Below are 21,770 nucleotides of genomic sequence, written 5' to 3'. Positions count from 1 at the left end.
CTTAAGAAAAATATGAAAATAATTTTCAATAGTCAACGAAGTTTCGGCTTTATGGTATGATCGTAAAGACTGATAATCAAGGCATAGTATGTCTTGCTCTAAAAAAGGGGTTTGTAACCATTATAACCTCGTTAAACTCTTCTAACCGATAGTCTCTTGTTCTCTCTTTTTTCTTCTGTTTTGAGCAGATATACTAACAATGAACTTAAATACATTTGTTTTTATATTGACAAATTGTACAAAATATGAATTGTCTATATTTTTTCTTCTAAAAAAGCTGCTACTTGCAATATTTTTAACTCTTGATAGGGTGCAGCAATTAATTGTATTCCCAAGGGTAACTTATTAGGTCTTAAAATGGGAAAAGATAACACAGGTAGGCCAATAAAAGATAAGGGTTGAGTAAAGCGGCCTAAGTTGGGACGAATTAATATTTCTTCTCCATTAATAGTCATTTTTTCTTGTCCTAAGGTCGTAGCAGCACAAGGAGTTGTTGGGGCAATAATAACATCAACTTTTTGGAAAATTTCTTTAACTTGATCTCGATACCAACGACGAAACCTTTGGGCTTGTATATACCAAGCATTCGGAATAAACGCCCCTGCTAAAAAGCGATCTCTCGTCGCTGGATCAAAATCTTGAGGACGCGATCGCAAATTTTTTAAATGAAAGTTAGACCCTTCAGAAGCGGTAATAATATAAGCTGCGGCCCTGGCCCGATGTGCTTCGGGAATGCTAATTATTTCCTTAGTATTTAACAGTTTGCTTACGGTTTCAACCACTTCTAATACTTCTGCTTCTGCCCCTTCTAAAAAATAGTTTCCTGCAACAGCAATTTTCAAATCTTCAATACCATCATCTAGCTTATCAAAACACAATTGAGGAGACAAAGAAGTACAAACAGGATCATATTGATCTTGACCCTGTAAAACATCAAAAATAGCTGCCATATCTCTCACAGTTCGAGTAAAGCCACCGATATGATCTAAACTATTAGAAAATAAAACAGTACCGGCCCTCGATAACCTCCCATAAGTCGGTTTTAAACCCAAAACACCACATAAAGCAGCAGGAACTCTAACCGAACCATTTGTATCTGATCCCAAAGAAAAGGGAACTAAACTAGCAGCAACAGCAGCAGCAGAACCCCCAGAAGAACCACCAGAAATTCTGCTTAAATCATGGGGGTTAGGAGTTGCCCCATAGTGACTATTTTCCGTCACAAAACCATAGGCATATTCATCCATATTTAAAGCACCAACTAATATCGCCCCTGCTGCTTTTAATTTTTTAATTGCTGTTGCATCTGCTGTTGCTGGTGAATTTTCTTTGTTTATTTTTGAGCCAGCTAATGTTATAACACCTTCAATATCAAAAAGATTTTTTACTGCAAAAGGAACCCCTGTTAAAAGTCCAGAATTTTCTCCTTTTGCTATTTTATCGTCGATATTTTTTGCTTGTTCAAAAGCCCGATCTTTAAGAATAGTTGTAAAACAGTTTAATCTGAGGTTTCGCTGTTCAATATTATCAAGAAATTGCTTGATAACTTCCGTAGCTGTAATCTCTTGATTTTTGACTTTTTGGGCGAGGGAAATAGCATCGAAAGAAAGAATAGTCACGGTTTAAAAATAGGGGCAGCTTCAATATTTTCAGGTAGTTCAAATTCAGTGAATAAAGTAGCAATTTCAGAAATTTTTGTCAAGTTATCCACAACTCCTGGCAGAAATTCAGGGTCAATAGGTAAATCAATCATGATAGAAGTTTGTTCAATATATTGTTTCAATTGGAGGTTATTTTCATTATTATTCATAGCTTTTTATCTTGTCTGAAAGGGTTTTGATTTTTTAAGAAAATGTTTTAGTAAAAGCCAGACTACTGTATACATGAAAAGCAGCATCCCAAGGAGTTTCTTCTCGACGTAATAGACCAATATGGGGTTTAATAAGTCTGAGTAACTCCTGAAAATCAATAGCTGATTCTCCAAAAGGTGTAAACTCGGAGTAAGTAGGAAGAGATGTAATTTTTTCAGAGAGAAAAGCCATAATATGTTGCCAACTTTTTCTCATGGTTGCTTGGCCATCTTGGGATTTTTGTTGGTCAGAAAAAGCCATTCCTTCTAAAAAACGATATTGTTGATCACATAAACGAATGATAGTTTGCTTTTGAGGTAGATGAAGATCACAGATTTTTGCATAATCTAAAACTTCTATTTTCCGTTTTAACTTACCCTTTAAACCAACATCCACACATTCTTCAAAAATAGGTAGTAAACCATGTACCTGTTGTCCCACTTCCGACAAGTCAAACGTAAAAATCTCCCGTTGTCCTTTTTTCGGTTCGTAAACCATAGTAACCTTGGACTCAATGGACTCGATATAAAGAACGTTGTACACCTTTAAAGCATTGACATGACCAACCAAGGCAGTAAAACAAGGAATTTCTGCTTGTTGCAGTTGTTCTGCTTGAAATTTTAGCTTACCGATTGCTCCAGTACGATATAATCTCCAGGAACGACTAGGGAGTTGTAATCTAGCCGTGTAAGCGTCAATTCCCATAATTTCCCCAAATTTCTGGGCTGCTGCCTTCTTGGACTCATTAGCAATGGCCTCAAGCACTAACATTCCCATTTCTTCGGCCCCGCTTTTTTCCATTGCTTGGTCTAAAGCGGTTTGACGTTGTTCAATTTCCTGTTGGTTAATTCGTTCAATCCCTTGACGAATCTGTATCATTAGTTTAGGGTTAACGATATTAGGTAAAAGTTCTCGATAACGTTGATTAGCAAAGGTGAAATCTCCTTTAGCTTCAGCTAAACGGGCTTGATAAAATGGAATCCAAATGTTATCTGATTCTTGTTCCTGTAGCTGTTGAAGCAGTTTAGAAGCTTCTTCATAATTTTCGTTGTTAATAGCATTAATGATTGGTTCAACCATCGCAATATTTACAGTTAGTAATAATATATTAGAAGCAAGAATATATCAGGACATAATACTATTATGCCCCTACGAATACTAATGATTAACCTACAAGAAAAAAGCGGAAAAAGCTAGAAAAAGTTAAAATAATTTACGAATTGACGTAAACTCGTCCTTTCCAACCCCCTCCTTTTCCGCGCCAATGTCTCCAAGCAGAGTCTAGGGTCATTAGACCATATAAAAGACCAATCAGAGGTAAGGTTAAGCCCCAGAAAACAGAACATTGATATAATTTCAGAGTGGGAAGATAAGAAATGGTCATTAATAACCAAGTTATACCACCCAGAATAATTATAGCTGAACTATTAATAATTAATCCGATTATTAAACTAATAGGGGCGACTAAATAAACTATAGTTAATCCTAACAATGTTCCTATTAGTAATAGGGGAGAATAATTCAACTGTGTATAAGCAGTTCTTGCTACCATATTCCAAATAGAATCTAAGTTATCATAAGGTCGCAAACTCAAGGTTTTTTCGCTTAAACCTAACCAAATTCCTTGCTCTATATTTTCTCTATCTTCTTGTAATTTGGCCTTAACTGCTGCTGCTAAAGAACAATCATCAATTAAAGCTTGTTTAACTACTTCTATTCCCCCAATTTCTTCTAAAATTTGGCGACGAATTAAGATACATCCTCCTGCTGCTGCTGCCATTTTATTACGAGGGTTATTAACCCAAGAAAAGGGATAAAGTTTTTCAAAGAAAAAGACAAAAGCCGGGATTAAAAACTGTTCCCAAAAACTGTCACATCTTAGCTTCACCATTAGAGAAGTCATGGCTAATTTTTCTGTTTCTGCTTGCTTAACTAATTCTTGTAAATTGCTATTATGATGTTCAATATCAGCATCGGTTAATAGTAAATAATCAGGCTTATTATCTAGCTTATTTGCTTCTTCAATTCCTTGTTTCATTGCCCATAATTTTCCTGACCAACCGGTTGCTAATGGTTGTCCAGAAATAACTTTTAATTGTCCATCCTTTTTACAAATATTTGCAATTTCTTGGGCTACATTTCCCGTATTATCATCACTTTGATCATCGACTAAAATAATAGAAAAATCTCCAGAATACTCTTGATTTAACAAAGATTTTAAACTAATAGGCAAAACATCTGCTTCGTTACGAGCAGGAATGATGGCACAAATAGAAGGATATTCATCTAAGGGTTGAAGATTATTATTAATACGTTGATTACTTAACCAAAAACCACCTCTAAATAGTAATAAATAAATCCAAATAATTAAAGATAAACTAACAATTACTATTAAGATATTTACCATAATTTCACTCTCTCACAATTCTAAATATAGTATAACTCATATAGATAGAAAATGCTAAGTAACCTGAGTTCGGTGTTAGGAGTTAGGAGTTAGGAGTTCGGAGTTCGGAGTTGGAGTTTTTTCCATGAGATAATCAGTGTTTGAAACTTCTGATTTTGATGAGTTATCTATAAATTTCCTTCTATCTAACTCAGATCACTAATAAGAATGATTTAAGTTTCATACTAAAAAATAAGTTTCCAAAATCAACTATTAACTATTAACTATTAATTATTAATTACCAACTGTGCTTGTTCATTAAAACAACTACGATAAACCCCTTCTGTCACAAAAATAGCAGTTAAAATATTGGTCAACATAATCATAAATAAAATTAAAACTTGATAGGAAGCTGCGTTTAAAGGGTTATTTCCGGCTAATACTTGTCCCGTAAACATTCCCGGTAAACTAACCATACCTACCACCATCATTTGATTTAACGTAGGAATTAAACTAACTCGAATAGCTTCTTTTCGATAACTAGCGATCGCTTCTTTAGGAGTCGCCCCCAAACATAAATAGGTTTCTACTTCACGTTGGTTATGAGAAATAGTATTAAGAAGACGTTCTCCCGATAACGAAGCACTATTCATAGAATTTCCTAGAATCATGCCCGTTAATGGTATTATATACTGGGGAGAATACCAAGTATTCGGTTGAATAATTAAAACGAGGACGTAACTGAGAGTTAAACCACTACTTACCAATAAGGACACCCAAACCAAAGGAAACAGTCCCTTAATCTTCTGAGAAATGCGGTTACGAGTGACTTGGGTAGCAATGGTCAACATCAACCCCAAAATGACTAAAACGGGGATAGGATGGTTTAATTCAAAGATAGCAGCTATGACATAACCCACTGCTAAAAGTTGAAACAGCGATCGCCCGGTGGCTAAGACAAGTTGACCTTCTAAGTCTAACCGTTGCCAGTTGGACAAGGCCACAGCAATAGCCATAATACCCAATGACCACCCTAAATCTAACAAATCCAATTCAATTGCGCCACCCAATGGATAATTCTCCCCAGTTGTTAAGATTACGCGCCAAAGTAAGGGGGTTCATTACCGGCTATCCATTTGATGTTACAGCCAATACTAGGTTTTTGCTGAGTATCAACCTTTCTATCCAGTAAAACCTCTTCTATAGCTGCTTTTAAGTCCTTTCCGGTGACAGGCAAATCATTTCCAGGACGACTATCATCAAATTGTCCACGATAAACTAAGGTATTGTCGTGATCAAATAAGAAAAAATCGGGGGTACAAGCAGCAGTATAAGCCTTAGCAATTTCTTGACTTTCATCGTAACAAAAAGGAAAATTAAACCCTAATGTTGCTGCCATTTCTTTCATTTTTTCGGGGGCATCATCAGGATGCTTAATGATATCATTAGAACTAATAGCGACAATACCTAAACCTTTATCTACATATTCTTTTCCTATTGCTGCTAGGGCATCTTGAAGATGTTTCACGAAAGGACAATGAACACAGATAAACATCACCAATAAAGCTTTTTTATCGGCAAAAGTATGGAGAGAAATTTTATTTCCTGATACCACATCTTCTAAAGAAAAATCTGGGGCTTTTGTACCCAAAGGTAGCATAGTAGAAAGGGTTTTTACCATGATAATAACTCCTAGTAAATTATGAACAATTTAAGACAGTTACATAGACAAATCGTAAGCAACAGTCAGGAAGACTGCGTTACGGTTTATCTCGGCAATGAAAATGCTATACCTATCATTATACCTGTTATAGTTGTTTTAACAATTCATCAACCTTTTTGACTCCTTCTGTATTATCGTATTCTTGATAAAGTTTTTTCGCATATTCCAGAGCTTTTTTAGCTTCCCCCGCTCTATCTCTTTCCTTAAAAGCCATTCCTAAATAGTAATAAGGTTCAGGATTATCGGGTATAACTTCGATTAAATCTTTATAAGTAATAATTGCTCCTAAATAATCTTTTTGTGCTAATTGAATTCTACCAACTCCTGCGTAAGCTTCTGGTAATTTTCTATTAAAAAATGAGATGCGACGATAAATACTAAGGGCTTCGTCTAGATTATCTTGAACTTCATAAATACGGGCAATTTTTAACTGAACTTTAATATTTCTGGGATCGACTCTTTCTGCTCTTTTTAAGTGTTCTTTTCCTAATTCTAATTGACCTTGTTGTAAATAAGTTGTAGCTAATAATAATCTTAAATCCACATCACGGGGAAAGCGTTGAACCGCATTTCCTAAATATTGTAAAGCTTCATCTAGTTGTTTTTGTTGTAATAGAGACGATCCCATAATAGCAAAAGCTTCAGGGTTATTAGGTTCCAGGGCGATCACTCTTTTGTAAGCTTCTGCTGCCCCTTCATAATTTTCTTGACGTAGTAAAACTACCCCTAAACCAATATAACTTTTAGTGAATTTAGGGTTTAGTTGAATAGCATAATAATAGGCCGAAGCAGCATTATTATTATCTCCAACATTAGCTAAACTATCCCCTAAAGCATAATAAAAATTAGGGTTACTCGAATCAATAGAAAGGGCTTTTTGATAATATTTTACTGCCGCTGAATAGTTGCCCTGTTGACTGTGTAAATAAGCGATTCCTGAAAAGATTTTAGCGTTATCATTGTCTAAACTGGCTGCTTGTTGATAGATAGCGATCGCCCGTTGATAGTCTTTTTTTTCTACATAATCTCTACCTCGACGTAATAATTCATCTAATTGTTTCTGACTAGAGGTTTGTGATACAAGTAAAGGAGAATCAGCAGAAGCCAAAACAGGGGCAATACTACTGCTTAAAATAAGACTTGTGAGTAAAGAGAGAGTAAGTTTAGAAATCATAGCTTGTATAAAAGAGTAATAAAAAAAGGTTTGAATAATCAAACCTTTGAACATTATAAGCAAAAAAATTTTAAATGCCTCGTTTGATGGCCACTTCTGCTTGCTTAAATTCTTGTTTTAAGCGTTTTTTCAACTTTTCAGGTAGGGGACGACTCCCATAAGAAGTATAGTAACCTGCAAGAGAATTTAATGCCGTTTGCATGGTGGTGAAAGAACGAAGTCCCCCGGACTCACCATTACGTCGATAGCGAGAAATATAGTCATTAATCTGTTCTTTGGCTAAAGATTGAATCTCTTGCTTATTTTCAGCGTCATCGGAGAGATTGATCGCTGTGGTTAAGGTTTCGATTACGGTTAAGGTATCTTCGCTGTAATTACCAGACAGTACACCTGAATCATTACCACACCCTGTCAAAGTAACCACCGCGACTAAAACTAAGGCTAGAATACGAGATAAGGCAGATTTGAAAAACATAAGTTGTTAATACAATTAGACAATTTTAGATTCTTTCCATCCTATCCTAGAAGGGGTAACGGAGTGAAGTCAGGCAAACAAAGCACTATCTAAGGGAGGATGGCTTTAATGCTCTGGTATTATTTCGGTAAAATAAAAGGAGTCCCCTGGCAGCTACCAAAGGGACATCTCAAAAATATATCTACTTAGAAGTTTAACCTATGAATGAACCAGTTACAGTTAGGTATGATCTAGCAGACATCCTAACAAGGATTGAGGACAAGCTAGACAAGCAATCAGAAGAGATAGGAGACATTAAAGTTAAGCTGACAGCAGTTGAAACGGAACTCAAGGGAATGGAAAAACGGTTAGAAAGAGTAGAAAAAACCCAGGATACCCTAGTTAAAGAAGTATCAGACTTAAAAGGGTTTCGTTCTCTTATCCTCCCCTTAATTGTCGGTGGTATTAGTGCCGTTATCGGGGGAATAGTTACCGCAGTTGTCAGATTACCGGCCTTATTATTGAAACCTTAGCTTATGTATAAGGGTGGCCACCACACCACTCTTTTATCTTTTAACAGAAGTCCAATCCAGGGATTCTGGGAATTGGGGAATGGAATTAAGGAGATTTTTAGTATAGTCTTCTTGGGGATTATTAATAATGTGTTCTGCGTCTCCTATTTCCACAATTTCACCTTGATTCATTACCATAATTCGATCGCTCATAAACCGGACAACACTTAAGTCATGAGAGATAAAAATACAGGTAAGTTTTAGTTTTTTTTGTAAGTCTTTTAACAGGTTCAAGACTTGTGCTTGTACGGATACATCTAAGGCAGAAACTGATTCATCGCAAATTAAAAAACGGGGATTTAATGCTAAAGCGCGGGCGATACAAATTCTTTGTCTTTGTCCTCCAGAAAATTCGTGAGGATAGCGATTGAAACTGTCTATATCTAAGCCTACTAAGTTTAATAAAGCTTCTACAATCTCGTTTCTTTGCTTACTATTAGTTTGGGTTTGATGAATAATCATAGGTTCAGCAATGGCTTGTCCTACTGTTAATCTGGGGTTGAGAGAATTATAGGGATTTTGGAAGACAATTTGCATATTTTTTCTCAAGTTTCGCAACCATTTATTGCTCATAGATTTTTTGGAAATTTCGTATTTTTCAAAGGATATTTTGCCATTTACTGCTGTAATTAGTCTGAGAATTGTCTTGGCTAAAGTTGATTTTCCACAGCCTGATTCTCCCACTAATCCTAATGTTTCTCCGGCAAAAACTTCAAAACTAATATTATTAACTGCTGTAAATTTATTGGATTTTAGTCCCAAAAATCCTGATTTACCGAACTCAACATTTAACTTTTCTACTGATAATAAAACTTTCTTTTCTTGTGCGTCCTTTGTTCTCGCTTCGATTTCATTATGAGGAATAATTTGATAAATTAAATCGCTTTCTTGAGATGATTCTGGGACGTTATTATCTTGCAAAAAATCAGCAATAGTGGGTAATTTATCCACTTTGATATGGAGGGGAGGACGACAAGCTAATAATCCTTTTGTGTAGGGATCTTGAGGGGAATAAAGTAGTTGTTCTTTTGTTCCTTTTTCAACCACTTCCCCTTGATACATAACTAAGATATTATCAGCCACTTCATTAATAACTCCCAAATCATGGGAAATAAAAATCATGGCAATATTTTTATCTTGACAAAGACCTTTTAATAACTCTAAAATTCCCTTTTGAACCGTTACATCTAAAGCTGTTGTCGGTTCATCAGCAATTAAAATAGTAGGATTACAAGAGATGGCCATGGCAATCATAACCCGTTGTAATTGTCCCCCAGATAGTTCATGAGGATATCTTTTTAAATAAGCTGTTGCTTGTTTATCGGGACAGGTTTGCTTTAAAACTCTGACACTTTTTAAGAGATTAATTGCTTCTTGATTCGCATTTTCTTGAGTTACATTTTGATGCAGTTTAATCGCTTCAGTTAATTGATAACCTATAGTATAAACAGGGTTAAAAGCACTCATAGGTTCTTGAAAGATCATAGCAATTTCCTTACCACGATATTTTGTCCATTGTGATGATTCTAATCTCGTTAATTCCAGCGTATCTTCTGGAGACTGATAATATTTAATACTACTTTCTTGAGCAATTTTGCCAGGATTTTGAATTAAACCCATAATAGCTAAAGAAGTCACAGATTTTCCCGATCCTGACTCCCCAACAATGCCTAAAATGTCACCTCTTTTGAGTTGAAAATTAACATTATTTACTGCTACTTTATTAGGTTTTCCTTGTAAAGGAAATTCAATACGGAGATTAGATACATCAAGAACAATATCACTCATAATTCTCATATAAATATAAAATTAAACAGATTTTAACCGATTTTTTCCCATTTGACAAAGATGTTGGCAGAGTTTTAAATATTTCCGTTTGAGGGAGTTTGGAAAGAAATTAAATTTTAAAAATTTTACCCTTTCCATAAGTAATTTCAAGTCACATTATCAAAGAAGCGTGTCACAATATAAACAAATAATGAAAATATTATACGGAGAGGTATATGGTTGCAACTCCCATCAAAACAGAAAAGCGTTTAAGCATACAAACAGGTGATATTGCTGAAAATACCACCACTATCAGATCCTTAGACTGGGACCGCGATCGCTTTGATATCGAGTTTGGACTGCAAAATGGAACCACCTATAACTCCTATATCATTCGGGGTGAAAAAGTCGCCTTAATAGACACTTCCCACGCTAAATTCCGTCAACTATATATCGATACCCTAACAGGACTAATTGACCCCAAAACCATCGATTATTTAGTAATTAGTCACACCGAACCAGATCATAGTGGTTTGGTTAAAGATATCTTAGAACTAGCTCCCCAAGCAACCATAGTCGGAGCCAAAGTAGCTATTCAGTTTCTAGAAGACTTCATCCATCAACCTTTTGAACGCATTTTAGTCAAAAGTGGTCAATCCTTAGACTTAGGAAAAGGTCATGTTTTAGAATTTGTCAGCGCGCCCAATTTACATTGGCCCGACACCATTTTAACCTACGACAAAGGCACAGAAACCTTGTTCACCTGTGATGTCTTTGGGATGCACTATTGTTCCGATCTACTTTATGACGAACATTTAGACGAGATCGCCCCAGACTATCATTTCTATTATGAATGTTTAATGGGTCCAAACGCGAGATCCGTTCTTTCTGCCATGAAACGCATGGATAAATTAGGCAATATTGCCACCGTTGCCAATGGTCACGGTCCACTGTTGCGCTACAATGTCCATGAATTGGTAGAACGGTATCGTACCTGGAGCGAGGAACAAAGCAAAGCCGATAAAAGCGTTGCTGTCTTTTATATTTCTGATTATGGGTACAGCGATCGCATCTCCCAAGCCATTGCTAAAGGTATTACTAAGGCCGGAGTAGCTGTGGAAATGGTGGATCTAAAATCTGCTGATGCTCAAGATGTCCACGAGATAGTCAGTCGTTCCACCGGTTTAGTGATCGGGATGCCGCCCCTAGAAGGCAGTCACAGCAGCGAAACCACCAGTAACATCGGAACCATTCTTGCCGCCGCCAAAAATAAGCAATATATTGGTATGTTCGAGTCTTATGGTGGCAACGACGAACCCATTGACCCCTTATTAATCAAATTTCGAGAAGCAGGTTTAAGCAAAGGGTTTAACCCCATTCGGGTTAAAGATACCCCCACAGAAGCCATTTATCAACTCTGTGAGGAAGCCGGAGTAGACTTAGGACAAAGCTTAACCCAAGATCGTAAAGTCAAGCAACGGAAGTCCTTAGATAGCGACTTAGATAAAGCCATCGGTCGTATCAGTAGCGGTTTATATATCCTAACCGCTAACAAAGGAGAACTCAACGGGGCCATGTTAGCCTCTTGGGTAACACAAGCGAGTTTTGAACCCCCAGGGTTTACCGTTGCTGTAGCCAAAGATCGGGCGATCGAGTCCTTAATGCAGGTGGGAGATAGCTTTGTTTTAAACATCCTCGAAGAAGGCAAATATCAACCTCTGATGAAGCATTTCCTCAAAAGATTTCCCCCCGGGGCCGATCGCTTTGAAGGAGTAAATGTTCAAACAGCTAACAACGGATCACCTATTTTAGTCGATGCTTTAGCCTATTTGGAATGCGAAGTTGTCAGTCGTATGGAATGTAGTGATCATTGGATCGTTTATAGCAAAGTAACCAATGGACGAGTCTCTAACCCCGATGGTTTAACCGCTATTCATCGCCGAAAAGTTGGTAACTATTATTAAACTCATGAGGTGGGCCATGTCCCACCTTGTCTTATCTGATATAGCAATTGACTACAATTTCAAAAATACAAGGTAAGCTAGATAAGGAACGGATTAACAATAGTCTCTCCAAGGTTAGAAGCAAATTTCTAGATCGAGTGTGAGTAGAAAAAGATTGTTTATTCTCGCAAGTGCGACTCTAGCAAAGTGATAAAACTCCATGCTGCGAATCATCACCCAGTCAGCTGAGATAAATACAGAATTGCAAAGAATCAGCGATCGCCCCTATCGAGACGAGATTCAAGCAAAAGAAGTTGCTGTGGCAGAAATTCTTGAGAGGATTAAACACCAAGGAGATCAAGGACTATTTGCACCATTTGAAACACTCACAACTCCTACCAATCTCAAGGTTAGCGGTTCCGACTTAGACGCAGCTTATCAAAAAATTTCCAAAGAATTACTCGATGCTATCCAAACCATCAGTCAAAAACTAGAAAGCTTCTATGGACAACAACTGCCCAAACCTTGGGTAAAATTTGAAGACGACGACGTAGTAATTGGCAAACGTTACACTCCTGTCCAACGCGCCGGTATTTATGTGGACTGGGATCAGGGTTCCCCCATCAGTCGAGTGTTGATGCAAACCCTACCCGCAAAAATTGCCAAAGTCCCAGAAATTATCCTTGTTAGTCCCCCCGATGAAACCGGCAAAGTTCCCCCCGATATCTTAGTCGCAGCACAAGTAAGTGGAGTTAACCAAGTTTACCGCTTAGGAGGGGCCCAAGCTATTGCCGCTTTAGCCTACGGAACCCAAACTATTCCCAAAGTAGATGTCATAACAGGAACCGGAGGACTAGATGTAATTTTAGCTAAACGCATGGTCTATGGTACTGTCAACAGCGATACCCCCGTAGATGCCTCAGAATTATTTATTATTGCAGATCGAACTGCCAACCCAAACCAGATCGCAGCCGACTTATTAGCCCAAGTGGAACAAGATCCCAGTAGCGCAGTAGTTGTGCTAACAACGGATTTAAGTTTGGCCAAAAAAATTCAAAGCAAAGTCCAAGAAAAATTACAAGATAACGTCCACGGTATTTTATCCGAAAAAGCGATCGCCCATTATGGCTTAATTGCCCTAGTAGACTCCCTAGAACAAGCAATTAATCTTACCAACCAATTTGGACCTCATTATTTAGTCTTAACCCTAGGTGAACCTTGGGATGTAGTGGAGAAAATTCGGTCTGTGGGTAGCCTTTTCATTGGCCAGATGACCCCAAAAGCCATCGGTGATTATTTAGGTCATGGAGGCGTAATTTTGCCACCTTCTGGCTTAATTCGTTACGCCTCTTCGGTACGAGTGGAAACGTTTCTCAAACCCTCCCATCTCATCGAATATTCTCCCACTGCCCTAAAAAATTTAGCCAATGTCTTAGAAATTTTAGCCCTAGCAGAAGGGTTTCCTGCCAGTGCCGATGCGATTAATTTACGATTGAGAGAAGAAGATAATGATCAGCGTTAAACGCAATTTTTCGATAATTGGAAGAAAATTCGATACAATTAAAAGACTTTGTTATCTTTGATGCTAATTAAGTCCTCTTAAGGGCTGAAACTAAGTGTCTATGAGTCAAATTTCTCCTAAAGCTGAGCATCCACGAACCCGTCTGGCCTGTTTACCCTACGGAGTGGGTCATGATGATCAAGGGGTTTGTCTAGAAGTACAACTAGGCCCCTATCGTATCTTACTGGATTGTGGTCTAGGGGATCTCACCCCTTTAGTTAATCAACCTCAACCCCCAGTGGATGCGGTCTTTTGTAGTCATGCTCACGGTGATCATGCTAGAGGGTTAAAAGCACTTCACGAAGCTTTCCCCAGTTTGCCTATCTATGCTAGTCAAGTCACCAAACACCTACTGCCCCTCAATTGGCCTGAAAAAAATCCCCCCAAGACCGCTAATTTTTGTCAGGGGTTATCCTGGGAAAAACCTTTGCAGTTATTTGATGATTTAACGGTACAATTATTTCCCTCGGGTCATTTACCAGGGGCCGCGTCCATTCTCTTGAATTATAGCACTGTCCAGCGAACCTATAAATTACTGTACACAGGAGACTTTTATTTATCTAATCTCCAATTGGTCGAAGGACTTTCTATCGAAGCTTTACGGGGTTTATCTCCTGATATTTTGATTATTGAAGGCTCTTACGGGACTATTCGCCATCCCCACCGTCGTCAACAAGAAAAACAACTCATGCAGCGTATTCATGAGTGTTTGACCCATGGTTATAGTGTAGTTTTGCCAGTGCCTAGCTTGGGATTAGGACAAGAAATTTTAAAATTATTGCGTTCTCATCATCAATTTACAGGTCGAGACTTGGATATTTGGGTGGATGGAGATGTGGCCAACGCTTGCGATCGCTATTTAGATTTACTTGCAGAATTTCCTTTATCGGTACAAAATTTCGCCAAGCATCAACCTCTTTTTTGGGATGAGCGTATCTGTCCACGTTTACGTCGTTTGACCCCCCAACAACGGGGAAAAATTGGACAAAGTTCCTGCATTGTCTTAACGGATGATTTAACCACCCTTTACGACGAAGGTTATTTATTATCTGGGTTATGGGTGGTCTTATTCCCGGCTTCTCCTAATGAGGGACAAACTCTCGAATCACCAGAAATTATGGCTTTGATGGAACGGGTTTCTATTCATAGCGAGTCTTATGTTTTGGCTGAACACAGCGATGGACGCAATACCACTCAATTAATTCATAATTTACGACCGCAACATATTATTTTTGTTCACGGTTCAACGGTTAATTTAAGAGATTTAACCAATTTGGAAGAGCTACAAAATCGTTATCAACTTCATCTCCCATCCACTGGAAGCTTAGTAGAACTGCCTATTGGGGATAAGTTTATTCAACCAGAAGTTCCTGCTTCTGGTGTTTATGAGGGAGAATTAAATGATTTAGAAACTAATATTACTCTGACTTTTCCCCACAACATTGTTAATGATCCTCACTGGCGTTATTTTGCTGATACGGGACTTGTTGAAGCTCGTTGGCAAGGGGATGAGTTGGTTTTGCGAGGTATTTCTCAACGGGAGTTGCTCAACCAAAGTAAAAGCGATCTGGTATTTAATGATTTAGATTGTTGTTCAACTTGTTGTCATTATCGGGGTCAACGTTGTTGGAATTCTCAATCCCCTCTTTATGGGTTTAAGGTGACACAAGAGGGTTATTGTCCTGTCTTTGAACCCCTACCCAAACAAGAGGATGAGTAATTTTAGACAGGGGGGAGTGTGGGAAGATGGGGGAGTGTGGGGGGTGTGGGAAGATACTTCTCTGTAGTTATTTGAAATTACTCTGTTTATGATAGGATGTTGTGTAATCCATAATATAAAAGAATTTGGAAGGTAGATAACCAGATGGAAGCTGTATTCCTTTTAGCAAAATTACCCGAAGCTTATCAAATTTTCGATCCCCTGGTAGACGTATTACCAGTTATTCCTGTATTTTTCTTGGCTTTAGCCTTCGTTTGGCAAGCTGCAGTGGGCTTTAAGTAAACTCTTACTCGCCCTTGACACTCCCCCGTTATAGCGACTTAGGCGCTTAACGAGGGAGCTTTTTCTACAGAAAATAAAATCAACTCACACATTTTATTGCTCACGAAGCCAACTGAGTAACTCACTCAAACTGGGCAATATCACCCAAGCCGTTTTCTCTACATCCAGCAATTCTCATTTTGCCCAAAATAAGATCATTAGTTCTCTAATCAGTTTAGAGAACTAACGGAGATTGAAAAGAAATTAAGCAAAAATACTGATAATAAAGTTAGAGAAAATGATAGTTCCAGAGTCAAAATATACTACAATAATATGTTTTTGCCAATGGAGTTCCTTCTAGAAAACAAAAACCTGTAAGAAAATCAAGATAGAATAATTAAGAAAAACTCCCTAACTGTCTAATATATGAGTTCATCCCAGACATTATGATAAACTATATATTTCTATAGGAAGTATTATGGGTTTTCAAGAGTTTTGTTTATTGTTAGCTTCGGTGCTAACCAGCGCCATGGGACAGTTATTCCTGAAAATGGGAGCCAATTCATTAGGAAAGGTGAACGCAAGTAATGCTGTCAGTCATATTCTTAATATTCTTTTGACCCCAAAACTAATATTAGGTTTGGCTTGCTATGGGTTAGGGGCGATCGCTTATATTCTTTTATTAACTCGTGTCAACCTTAGTGTAGCCGGCCCTTCTGCTTCTATTATCTATGTCTTTTCTGTCTTATTTGGTTATTTTGTATTCAAAGAAAACATCTTCATCCATCAGGCTGTTGGTCTAGGACTTATTGTCTGTGGTGTTGTTCTTGTGGCCTCCAAAGGAAATTAAAATTATTTTTGGGTTAGGTGTTGCTAAATGTTTGGAGGTTGTGCTATGATAATTAATCGTTGAGAAAGACAAGGGCTTGTAGCTTAGTGGATTAGAGCGCGTGGCTACGAACCACGAGGTCGGGGGTTCAAGTCCCTCCAAGCCCGTAAAAATGTAAAAGTTTAGCCACCTCGCCGTAAAAGTGCGAGGGCTAACCAAAAAAGTAGGGGTTCAAGCCCCGCCCGTCTTGATGCAGTCGCTCCTTGATGGGAACCGCCAAGACCGCGCTGCATCGCTTTAGGGCGCACAGTCCCGCATTATGCTATAATAAGCCAAGTTAGCTCAGTGCAGGTAGGATTCGTCGGTACTACCCTTGATTACGACGTAAAGCGACACTGATAACAGAGGAGCGAACAACCTCTCTAAAAACCTATGCGCTTTAACGAGTAGCGAAACCAGAAAAGTAAACTAATCTCAGTAAAGTATCCTGGGGCGCAGGAGAACTCTAGACTCATATTCTAGTACGCTTGAGGAGACAAGCCCTCTGGGACTATCTAAGTTAAGCTCGATATTTAGTAGTGTTCTACGGGTATTTGGTTTAGGCATTTCCGTAAGGATAGGTAGTTTAAAGGTATGTCGCTGAACCAAGAATCTCTGTCCGTTTACGGCAGAGAGAGTCAATAGACTGATCTAGGCACGTTTTGGGTGAATACCACACTGGAGACACAGCTGGGCATCTGACTTCCAGGTACTTCCCTAGCCTAATTGGTTAAGCACTTGTACAAAGGGCATCTTAGCTGTGCTGTGGTCAGGGACTAATACAAGTTGGCTGGTTCTTGGGATTATATCCATTGTAAAATCAGCACTTTGTCAAGCCGTCCTTTCCCTTGCCCAAGGGGCGGAGTTTAAAAACAATTTTTTTTGATGAGTAATTCTCAGATTATTCGTACCAACAATGCTCCTTCCCCTGTGGGACCTTATAATCAGGCCATAGCAGCAAGCGGAAAGTTATTATTTTTGGCTGGACAAATTCCTTTGCACCCCGAAACAGGGGAAGTGGTTGGGGAAAATGATATTAGTGAACAAACCCAACAAGTTATGAAAAATATCGAAGCTATTTTGGAAGCAGCAGGGGCAAACTGGCAAAATGTGGTTAAAACCACTGTATTTTTGAGTAACTTAGCCAATTTTACCCCCATGAATGGAGTTTATGCACAATATTTTAACCCAGAAACTGCACCAGCACGAGCTTGTGTAGAAGTTTCTCGTCTGCCTAAAGATGTGTTAGTGGAAATTGAGTGTATTGCTGTCATTTCTTAGACCCCAACTTGAATAAAATTCGGTTAGGGCCAGCAAAAATAAGCAATTTTTTTTAAATCAAATCGAATTGATGACAAATAACCCCACAGACTGCGGCAAAAACTGTGATTCCTAAGGCTAGTAAAGGATTTTGTCCTTGGTTGACCGCAAAAGAGGTGACAATACCCGCACCTAAACCAGCAGTAAGAGCAGCACTCACAAAGTCTTTGTCTGTATTTTTCTTATACATATACTTTTCATAATTTTGACGTTGCTCAAACGTAACACTCTATGGGAGCTAAATGTCAAGAAGTGTAGTAAATTGCAATCAAGCTTTAAATTTAGCCATATTTCTTAACAATAGCCAAGAGTACCCGAATAAAGATACATTAGATAAAGGAAAGCCGATCAAGTTTTACGGAAAATATGTCCAATACGTATACGGTTGAAATTCGTCATCAAGGAAACACTCACACCATTGAAGTTACCGAAGATCAAAAGGTGTTAGATGTTGCTCGAAAAGCCGGTCTAGATTTACCCATATCCTGTGAAGCAGGGGTCTGTACAACCTGTGCAGGAAAGCTCTTAGAAGGAGAAGTCGAACAAAGTGATGGTATGGGTTTAAGTCCTGAGTTACAAGGGGAAGGTTATGCTTTATTATGCGTTTCCTCTCCTCGTTCTAACCTCGTCATTGAAACTGAAAAAGAAGAAGAGGTTTATAGCAGACAGTTTGGGCAACCGGACTAATTCTGATGTTAACAAGGAAGGGGTTTAATTAAATTAAACCCCTTCTTTTTATTTTTCGGCAGAAATTTTAATCCTTTAAATTAGTTACGGCTATAAAACCCCGTCCTAATAGACGTGATGTGGTAGAATGGGACTATACGGGAGGGCATCCCGAAATTCACGCCTTGGGAGACATGAATAATTAAGACCAGTGATGGCAAGTTCAGCCCAGGAAACTTCTCGCCTAACAGCAGAAGTATGTCACTGCAACCGCCTACGCTTCAGTGGCGGTTTTTTGTTGCTAATCTGTAATATTCCCCTGTCAATCTCTAAAAAAAATCAGTACAATGAAAGAGAGAAATATTATTATCAGAATCATCATTTTATGGAATCTAGTAGCTCGTCAGGGAAGGTCACCGAACCTCCTGCCCATAGGTGGACTCACATTATGGGAATAGCGATCGCGATAGTAACGCTTATAGTACCAATTTTGGTCATTGCCTATTACTCTTCAAATCAGGCTAATTCTTCCCCTGCGAATCGTGTCTATCTAGATAATCCCAAAGAATGATGTAAACTACAAATCAGTTGTGAAACAGGAATAACTATCTTTGAAAACTCGACTAGCTATTTTAGGGGTTGGACGTTGGGGAACCCACTTAGTGCGCAATTTTTTAGCCCATCCTCAAGCAGAAGTGGTGGCAATCGCTGATCCTTTTTCTGATAATTTAGAGGCTATTCAAAACAAGTTTTCTCTTGATCCCCAATCGATTTTGCTAACATCAAATTGGAAAGTTGTCAAGCAAGAAGTTGACTTAGATGCTGTGGTGATTGTTACCCCGGCCTCAACTCATTATGATTTAATTAAGGACGCTTTACAATTAGGGTATCATGTCTTAGCGGAAAAACCGTTGACCCTTGATCCTGGGGAATGTTTAGAATTAACTCGTTTAGCGCAACAGCAACAGCGACAGTTAATGATAGATCATACCTATTTATTTAATTCGGTTGTTAATCAGGGTAAAGTTACCGTAGAAGAGAGAAAGTTAGGAAAATTACTCTATGGTTATGCCAGTCGTACCCATTTAGGACCGATTCGCCAAGATGTAGACGCACTTTGGGATCTTGCTATTCACGATATTAGCATTTTTAATCACTGGTTGGGTGAATATCCTGAGCGAGTACAAGCACAAGGACAAGTTTGGTTACAAGGCGATCGCCCTACTGCCTTGTCTCCTGATGGTTTAGGGGACATGGTTTGGGTAACTTTATATTATCCTAGCGGATTTCAAGCAACTATTCATCTTTGTTGGTGTAATCCTGATAAACAGCGTCGTTTGTGTGTAGTAGGCAGTGAAGGGACGTTAATTTTTGATGAAATGTTGTCAGATGAACCCCTGGTTTTGCAACAGGGTTATGTGCAACAGGAGGGAGAAAAATTTATCCCTCAAGGACAACAAAAACAGGTGATTCCTGTGGAAAAAGCGGAACCCTTAAAAGAAGTTTGCGATCGCTTTTTAGATAGTGTTAGAACTAACACTGCTTGTGAATTTTCTTCGGGAATAGTTGCCACAAAATTAGTTCAAATTTTAACTTGTTTAAGTGATTCGCTGCAAGAAAATGGGACAGTTATTACGATTTCTGAGTGAGAATTTTATCTAATTTCTCACTGAGAGGAGAGCGTCAATTTAGGGTTGTGTTCTTAAATCTCTAGCAGGTAAATTGAGATAGTTAATGGAGTTTTCTTTGGTAGAATTAATGAGATATCTGTAAACAGTTCCTTTTGATAATTGTGGTAATTTTGACATTTTAGGGTTTTTCAAACTAAACTCTTGATTACTGATCACCAGAGGGTCAACTCGACGAACTAACTTTCCATTTTCGTTCTCTAGTAAAATCACATCAGAACTATCAATTACAAGGGAATAATCTTTTCGATTTGCTTTAAAACCTCTTAGTTTGACGTTGGAATTGTCTAACTGGAATACTCCTTTGTCCAATGCAACGCTAGTTTGCCAGTTAGGTTTTAACAGAAACATTTCGGGTGAGTTTTCTCTGTAGGGAAATCTGTAGATTTTTGTAAGTGCTGCTGTCATAGCAGGAAAGTACGGTCTGATAGCTAACCAATTTCGATTCGTATTAACTCCCTCGACAAGAATTACAGTTCCTTGATCCATATCTGGACATAGCCTAATCACATCAGTCCAAAACGCTCTTTGATAATTCCAACTTAACTTATAATCTTGCTGTACAATCAGTCCAAAACCGATGAGTAAAGTAAAAAATCCTGCTAAACCTATAGTAGCTAGACGTTTTTTTCTATAGGAATTTGCAAGTTCCATAAGAATATAGCCTATACAAGCACATAAAATAGATGCTCCAAGTATAGCTGCTGTATGAACACGGGCAGGTTTTCCAGTAATTGAAAACGCTGAATAACTGGGATTAAGTGTCAACGGATAGGCTAAAAGTAGTAAAATTAATCCAAGCAATGTTAGCTTGCCTATATCTTTAAAAAACTTAGGAATTTCTAAATATATATATTGAGAAGAATTACCTAAACCAGTTTTGACTTGTAATAAAGAAAGGGTTTGCCGAGACAAAAACCATGATATACCTATCCAACATATAGGTAGTAGCACTAGGAGTTCTTTATTTAATGCTAACAAAGTTTGAATAGGACGATACAGGAACATAGACATGGTCATAATAGGTCCCATAACCATGTGTTCTATAATGGTTCGGATTGCCCATAAAGTATTTAAGTTACTAACTCGGGACTCACCGCTTAACTTACGGACAATGACCATAAAAGCAAGGATAAAAATGAGGACTAAAGTGTGCCTCAATAGCTCTTTTTTTAGTTTTAAATCCCATTTGTTTTTGAAAAGTGGTGCTGCCCAAAAAACTGGATAGAATATTTCATAACAAAGTAAAGAAGCAAAAATTAATATATAGGATATACTTTTGTGAGAAGAAATATAACAGTGAAAAGCGATTAAAAGAAATGTCAAAGATGGCTGGATTCCCAATAAATGTGTTAGAAAAGGTTGGGTTAAATCAGCAGGAAATAAAGAAAAAGCCAAAGCTCCCATAAGAGCAAAAAGTGTTTGACTATATAAGCGTCTTAGTAAGGTATAAAATAAAAATACGTTGATCAGAATTATGAGATAACCAATCCAATAGGTAACGTATAATCCCCCTAATTTAGCCCCCAAATATGAAAAAATAAAAATTAGACCATCGTGTAGAAAACGCCCTCCATTAGAAGGATTAAGAAATTTATTTAAGACAAAATTTAAAACTTGACGTCCTGCCATACCCATAGCCGTACTCACTCTAAGATGGTCGTCTTCATATAATCCAAAACTGGCAAAATGCCAAAAATGCGCGATCCAAGTGATGATAGCTAGGAAAATAAATGGAAAAATCCTAGCTAGTTTTTTCGAGATTGACAATGAATAAAATTTTTCAATATTCAATATTTTGTATCTCCATAGGAAAT

The 21,770-nt window shown here is 38.0% G+C and carries 21 protein-coding genes and 1 tRNA gene; 11 read left to right on the top strand and 11 right to left on the bottom strand.

Annotation, left to right across the window (positions count from 1 at the left end; translation table 11 throughout):
* Positions 1-254 precede the first annotated feature (254 nt).
* The 8 genes from QNJ66_RS23145 to psb27 all read right to left on the bottom strand — a co-directional run bounded on the left by QNJ66_RS23145 (position 255) and on the right by psb27 (position 7,608).
* The gene (locus QNJ66_RS23145) at positions 255-1,619 is read right to left on the bottom strand and encodes an AtzE family amidohydrolase (protein WP_300511001.1); all 1,365 of its coding nucleotides are present in this window, start codon (positions 1,617-1,619) and stop codon (positions 255-257) included.
* A complete protein-coding gene (locus tag QNJ66_RS23140) occupies positions 1,616-1,810 on the bottom strand; it encodes a DUF4089 domain-containing protein (protein ID WP_300511000.1) in 195 nt (64 codons plus the stop codon). Before QNJ66_RS23140 ends, QNJ66_RS23145 begins: the two co-directional genes overlap by 4 nt.
* A 34-nt stretch (positions 1,811-1,844) precedes the next feature.
* Positions 1,845-2,930 (bottom strand): tetratricopeptide repeat protein, encoded by a 1,086-nt coding sequence (locus QNJ66_RS23135; RefSeq protein WP_300510999.1) that lies wholly within the window; start codon positions 2,928-2,930, stop codon positions 1,845-1,847.
* Positions 2,931-3,063: 133 nt separating this feature from the next.
* The gene (locus QNJ66_RS23130; protein ID WP_300510998.1) at positions 3,064-4,257 is read right to left on the bottom strand and encodes a glycosyltransferase; all 1,194 of its coding nucleotides are present in this window, start codon (positions 4,255-4,257) and stop codon (positions 3,064-3,066) included.
* A gap of 266 nt (positions 4,258-4,523) precedes the next feature.
* A complete protein-coding gene (gene fetB / locus QNJ66_RS23125) occupies positions 4,524-5,306 on the bottom strand; it encodes an iron export ABC transporter permease subunit FetB (protein WP_300510997.1) in 783 nt (260 codons plus the stop codon).
* A gap of 26 nt (positions 5,307-5,332) precedes the next feature.
* On the bottom strand, positions 5,333-5,917 hold the full coding sequence (locus tag QNJ66_RS23120) for a thioredoxin family protein (RefSeq protein ID WP_300510996.1): 585 nt from the start codon (positions 5,915-5,917) through the stop codon (positions 5,333-5,335).
* A gap of 127 nt (positions 5,918-6,044) precedes the next feature.
* A complete protein-coding gene (locus QNJ66_RS23115) occupies positions 6,045-7,133 on the bottom strand; it encodes a tetratricopeptide repeat protein (protein WP_300510995.1) in 1,089 nt (362 codons plus the stop codon).
* A 70-nt stretch (positions 7,134-7,203) separates the two neighbouring features.
* Positions 7,204-7,608 carry a photosystem II protein Psb27 gene (gene psb27, locus QNJ66_RS23110; RefSeq protein ID WP_300510994.1) on the bottom strand — a complete coding sequence of 135 codons (405 nt, stop codon included), beginning with the start codon at positions 7,606-7,608 and terminating at the stop codon, positions 7,204-7,206.
* Positions 7,609-7,808: 200 nt separating this feature from the next.
* On the opposite strand from psb27, the gene QNJ66_RS23105 reads away from it, so the two are divergent.
* Entirely contained in the window at positions 7,809-8,120 is a 312-nt protein-coding gene (locus QNJ66_RS23105) for a shikimate dehydrogenase (RefSeq protein ID WP_300510993.1), read from the top strand.
* A gap of 33 nt (positions 8,121-8,153) precedes the next feature.
* Here QNJ66_RS23105 and QNJ66_RS23100 read toward each other — a convergent pair whose 3' ends face one another.
* Entirely contained in the window at positions 8,154-9,947 is a 1,794-nt protein-coding gene (locus tag QNJ66_RS23100) for an ABC transporter ATP-binding protein (protein ID WP_300510992.1), read from the bottom strand.
* A 215-nt stretch (positions 9,948-10,162) separates the two neighbouring features.
* On the opposite strand from QNJ66_RS23100, the gene QNJ66_RS23095 reads away from it, so the two are divergent.
* The 7 genes from QNJ66_RS23095 (at position 10,163) to QNJ66_RS23065 (ending at position 17,560) form a co-directional block, all read left to right on the top strand.
* On the top strand, positions 10,163-11,890 hold the full coding sequence (locus QNJ66_RS23095; RefSeq protein WP_300510991.1) for a diflavin flavoprotein: 1,728 nt from the start codon (positions 10,163-10,165) through the stop codon (positions 11,888-11,890).
* A 199-nt stretch (positions 11,891-12,089) separates the two neighbouring features.
* Positions 12,090-13,391 carry a histidinol dehydrogenase gene (gene hisD / locus QNJ66_RS23090; protein ID WP_300510990.1) on the top strand — a complete coding sequence of 434 codons (1,302 nt, stop codon included), beginning with the start codon at positions 12,090-12,092 and terminating at the stop codon, positions 13,389-13,391.
* A 100-nt stretch (positions 13,392-13,491) separates the two neighbouring features.
* On the top strand, positions 13,492-15,150 hold the full coding sequence (locus tag QNJ66_RS23085) for an MBL fold metallo-hydrolase (RefSeq protein ID WP_300510989.1): 1,659 nt from the start codon (positions 13,492-13,494) through the stop codon (positions 15,148-15,150).
* Between the two features lie 144 nt (positions 15,151-15,294).
* Positions 15,295-15,432 carry a photosystem II reaction center protein K gene (locus QNJ66_RS23080; RefSeq protein ID WP_007303855.1) on the top strand — a complete coding sequence of 46 codons (138 nt, stop codon included), beginning with the start codon at positions 15,295-15,297 and terminating at the stop codon, positions 15,430-15,432.
* A gap of 457 nt (positions 15,433-15,889) precedes the next feature.
* Complete coding sequence (locus tag QNJ66_RS23075) at positions 15,890-16,261, top strand: EamA family transporter (protein WP_300510988.1); 372 nt, start codon at positions 15,890-15,892, stop codon at positions 16,259-16,261.
* A gap of 72 nt (positions 16,262-16,333) precedes the next feature.
* Positions 16,334-16,407: transfer RNA gene (locus QNJ66_RS23070), tRNA-Arg, on the top strand.
* Positions 16,408-17,164: 757 nt separating this feature from the next.
* Positions 17,165-17,560 (top strand): RidA family protein, encoded by a 396-nt coding sequence (locus QNJ66_RS23065; protein ID WP_300510987.1) that lies wholly within the window; start codon positions 17,165-17,167, stop codon positions 17,558-17,560.
* 52 nt (positions 17,561-17,612) lie between these two features.
* Here the strand turns inward: QNJ66_RS23065 and QNJ66_RS23060 are convergent, their stop codons facing one another.
* The gene (locus tag QNJ66_RS23060; RefSeq protein ID WP_300510986.1) at positions 17,613-17,789 is read right to left on the bottom strand and encodes a hypothetical protein; all 177 of its coding nucleotides are present in this window, start codon (positions 17,787-17,789) and stop codon (positions 17,613-17,615) included.
* A gap of 176 nt (positions 17,790-17,965) precedes the next feature.
* On the opposite strand from QNJ66_RS23060, the gene QNJ66_RS23055 reads away from it, so the two are divergent.
* From QNJ66_RS23055 to QNJ66_RS23045, 3 genes are all read left to right on the top strand, one after another.
* Positions 17,966-18,286, top strand: coding sequence for a 2Fe-2S iron-sulfur cluster-binding protein (locus QNJ66_RS23055; protein ID WP_300510985.1), 321 nt, complete (start codon positions 17,966-17,968; stop codon positions 18,284-18,286).
* 193 nt (positions 18,287-18,479) lie between these two features.
* Positions 18,480-18,836: a hypothetical protein gene (locus tag QNJ66_RS23050; protein ID WP_300510984.1), complete on the top strand. Its 357-nt coding sequence runs from the start codon at positions 18,480-18,482 to the stop codon at positions 18,834-18,836.
* Between the two features lie 40 nt (positions 18,837-18,876).
* Positions 18,877-19,914, top strand: a complete 1,038-nt coding sequence (locus QNJ66_RS23045; RefSeq protein WP_300510983.1) for a Gfo/Idh/MocA family oxidoreductase — start codon at positions 18,877-18,879, stop codon at positions 19,912-19,914.
* A gap of 39 nt (positions 19,915-19,953) precedes the next feature.
* Here QNJ66_RS23045 and QNJ66_RS23040 read toward each other — a convergent pair whose 3' ends face one another.
* Positions 19,954-21,747, bottom strand: a complete 1,794-nt coding sequence (locus QNJ66_RS23040) for a hypothetical protein (RefSeq protein ID WP_300510982.1) — start codon at positions 21,745-21,747, stop codon at positions 19,954-19,956.
* Between the last annotated feature and the right edge of the window lie 23 nt (positions 21,748-21,770).

The organism is Crocosphaera sp., from assembly GCF_030064895.1.
GTDB lineage: Bacteria > Cyanobacteriota > Cyanobacteriia > Cyanobacteriales > Microcystaceae > Crocosphaera.
The sequence above is the reverse complement of the archived record's forward strand: the minus strand, read 5'-3'. Positions and strand labels throughout refer to the sequence as shown.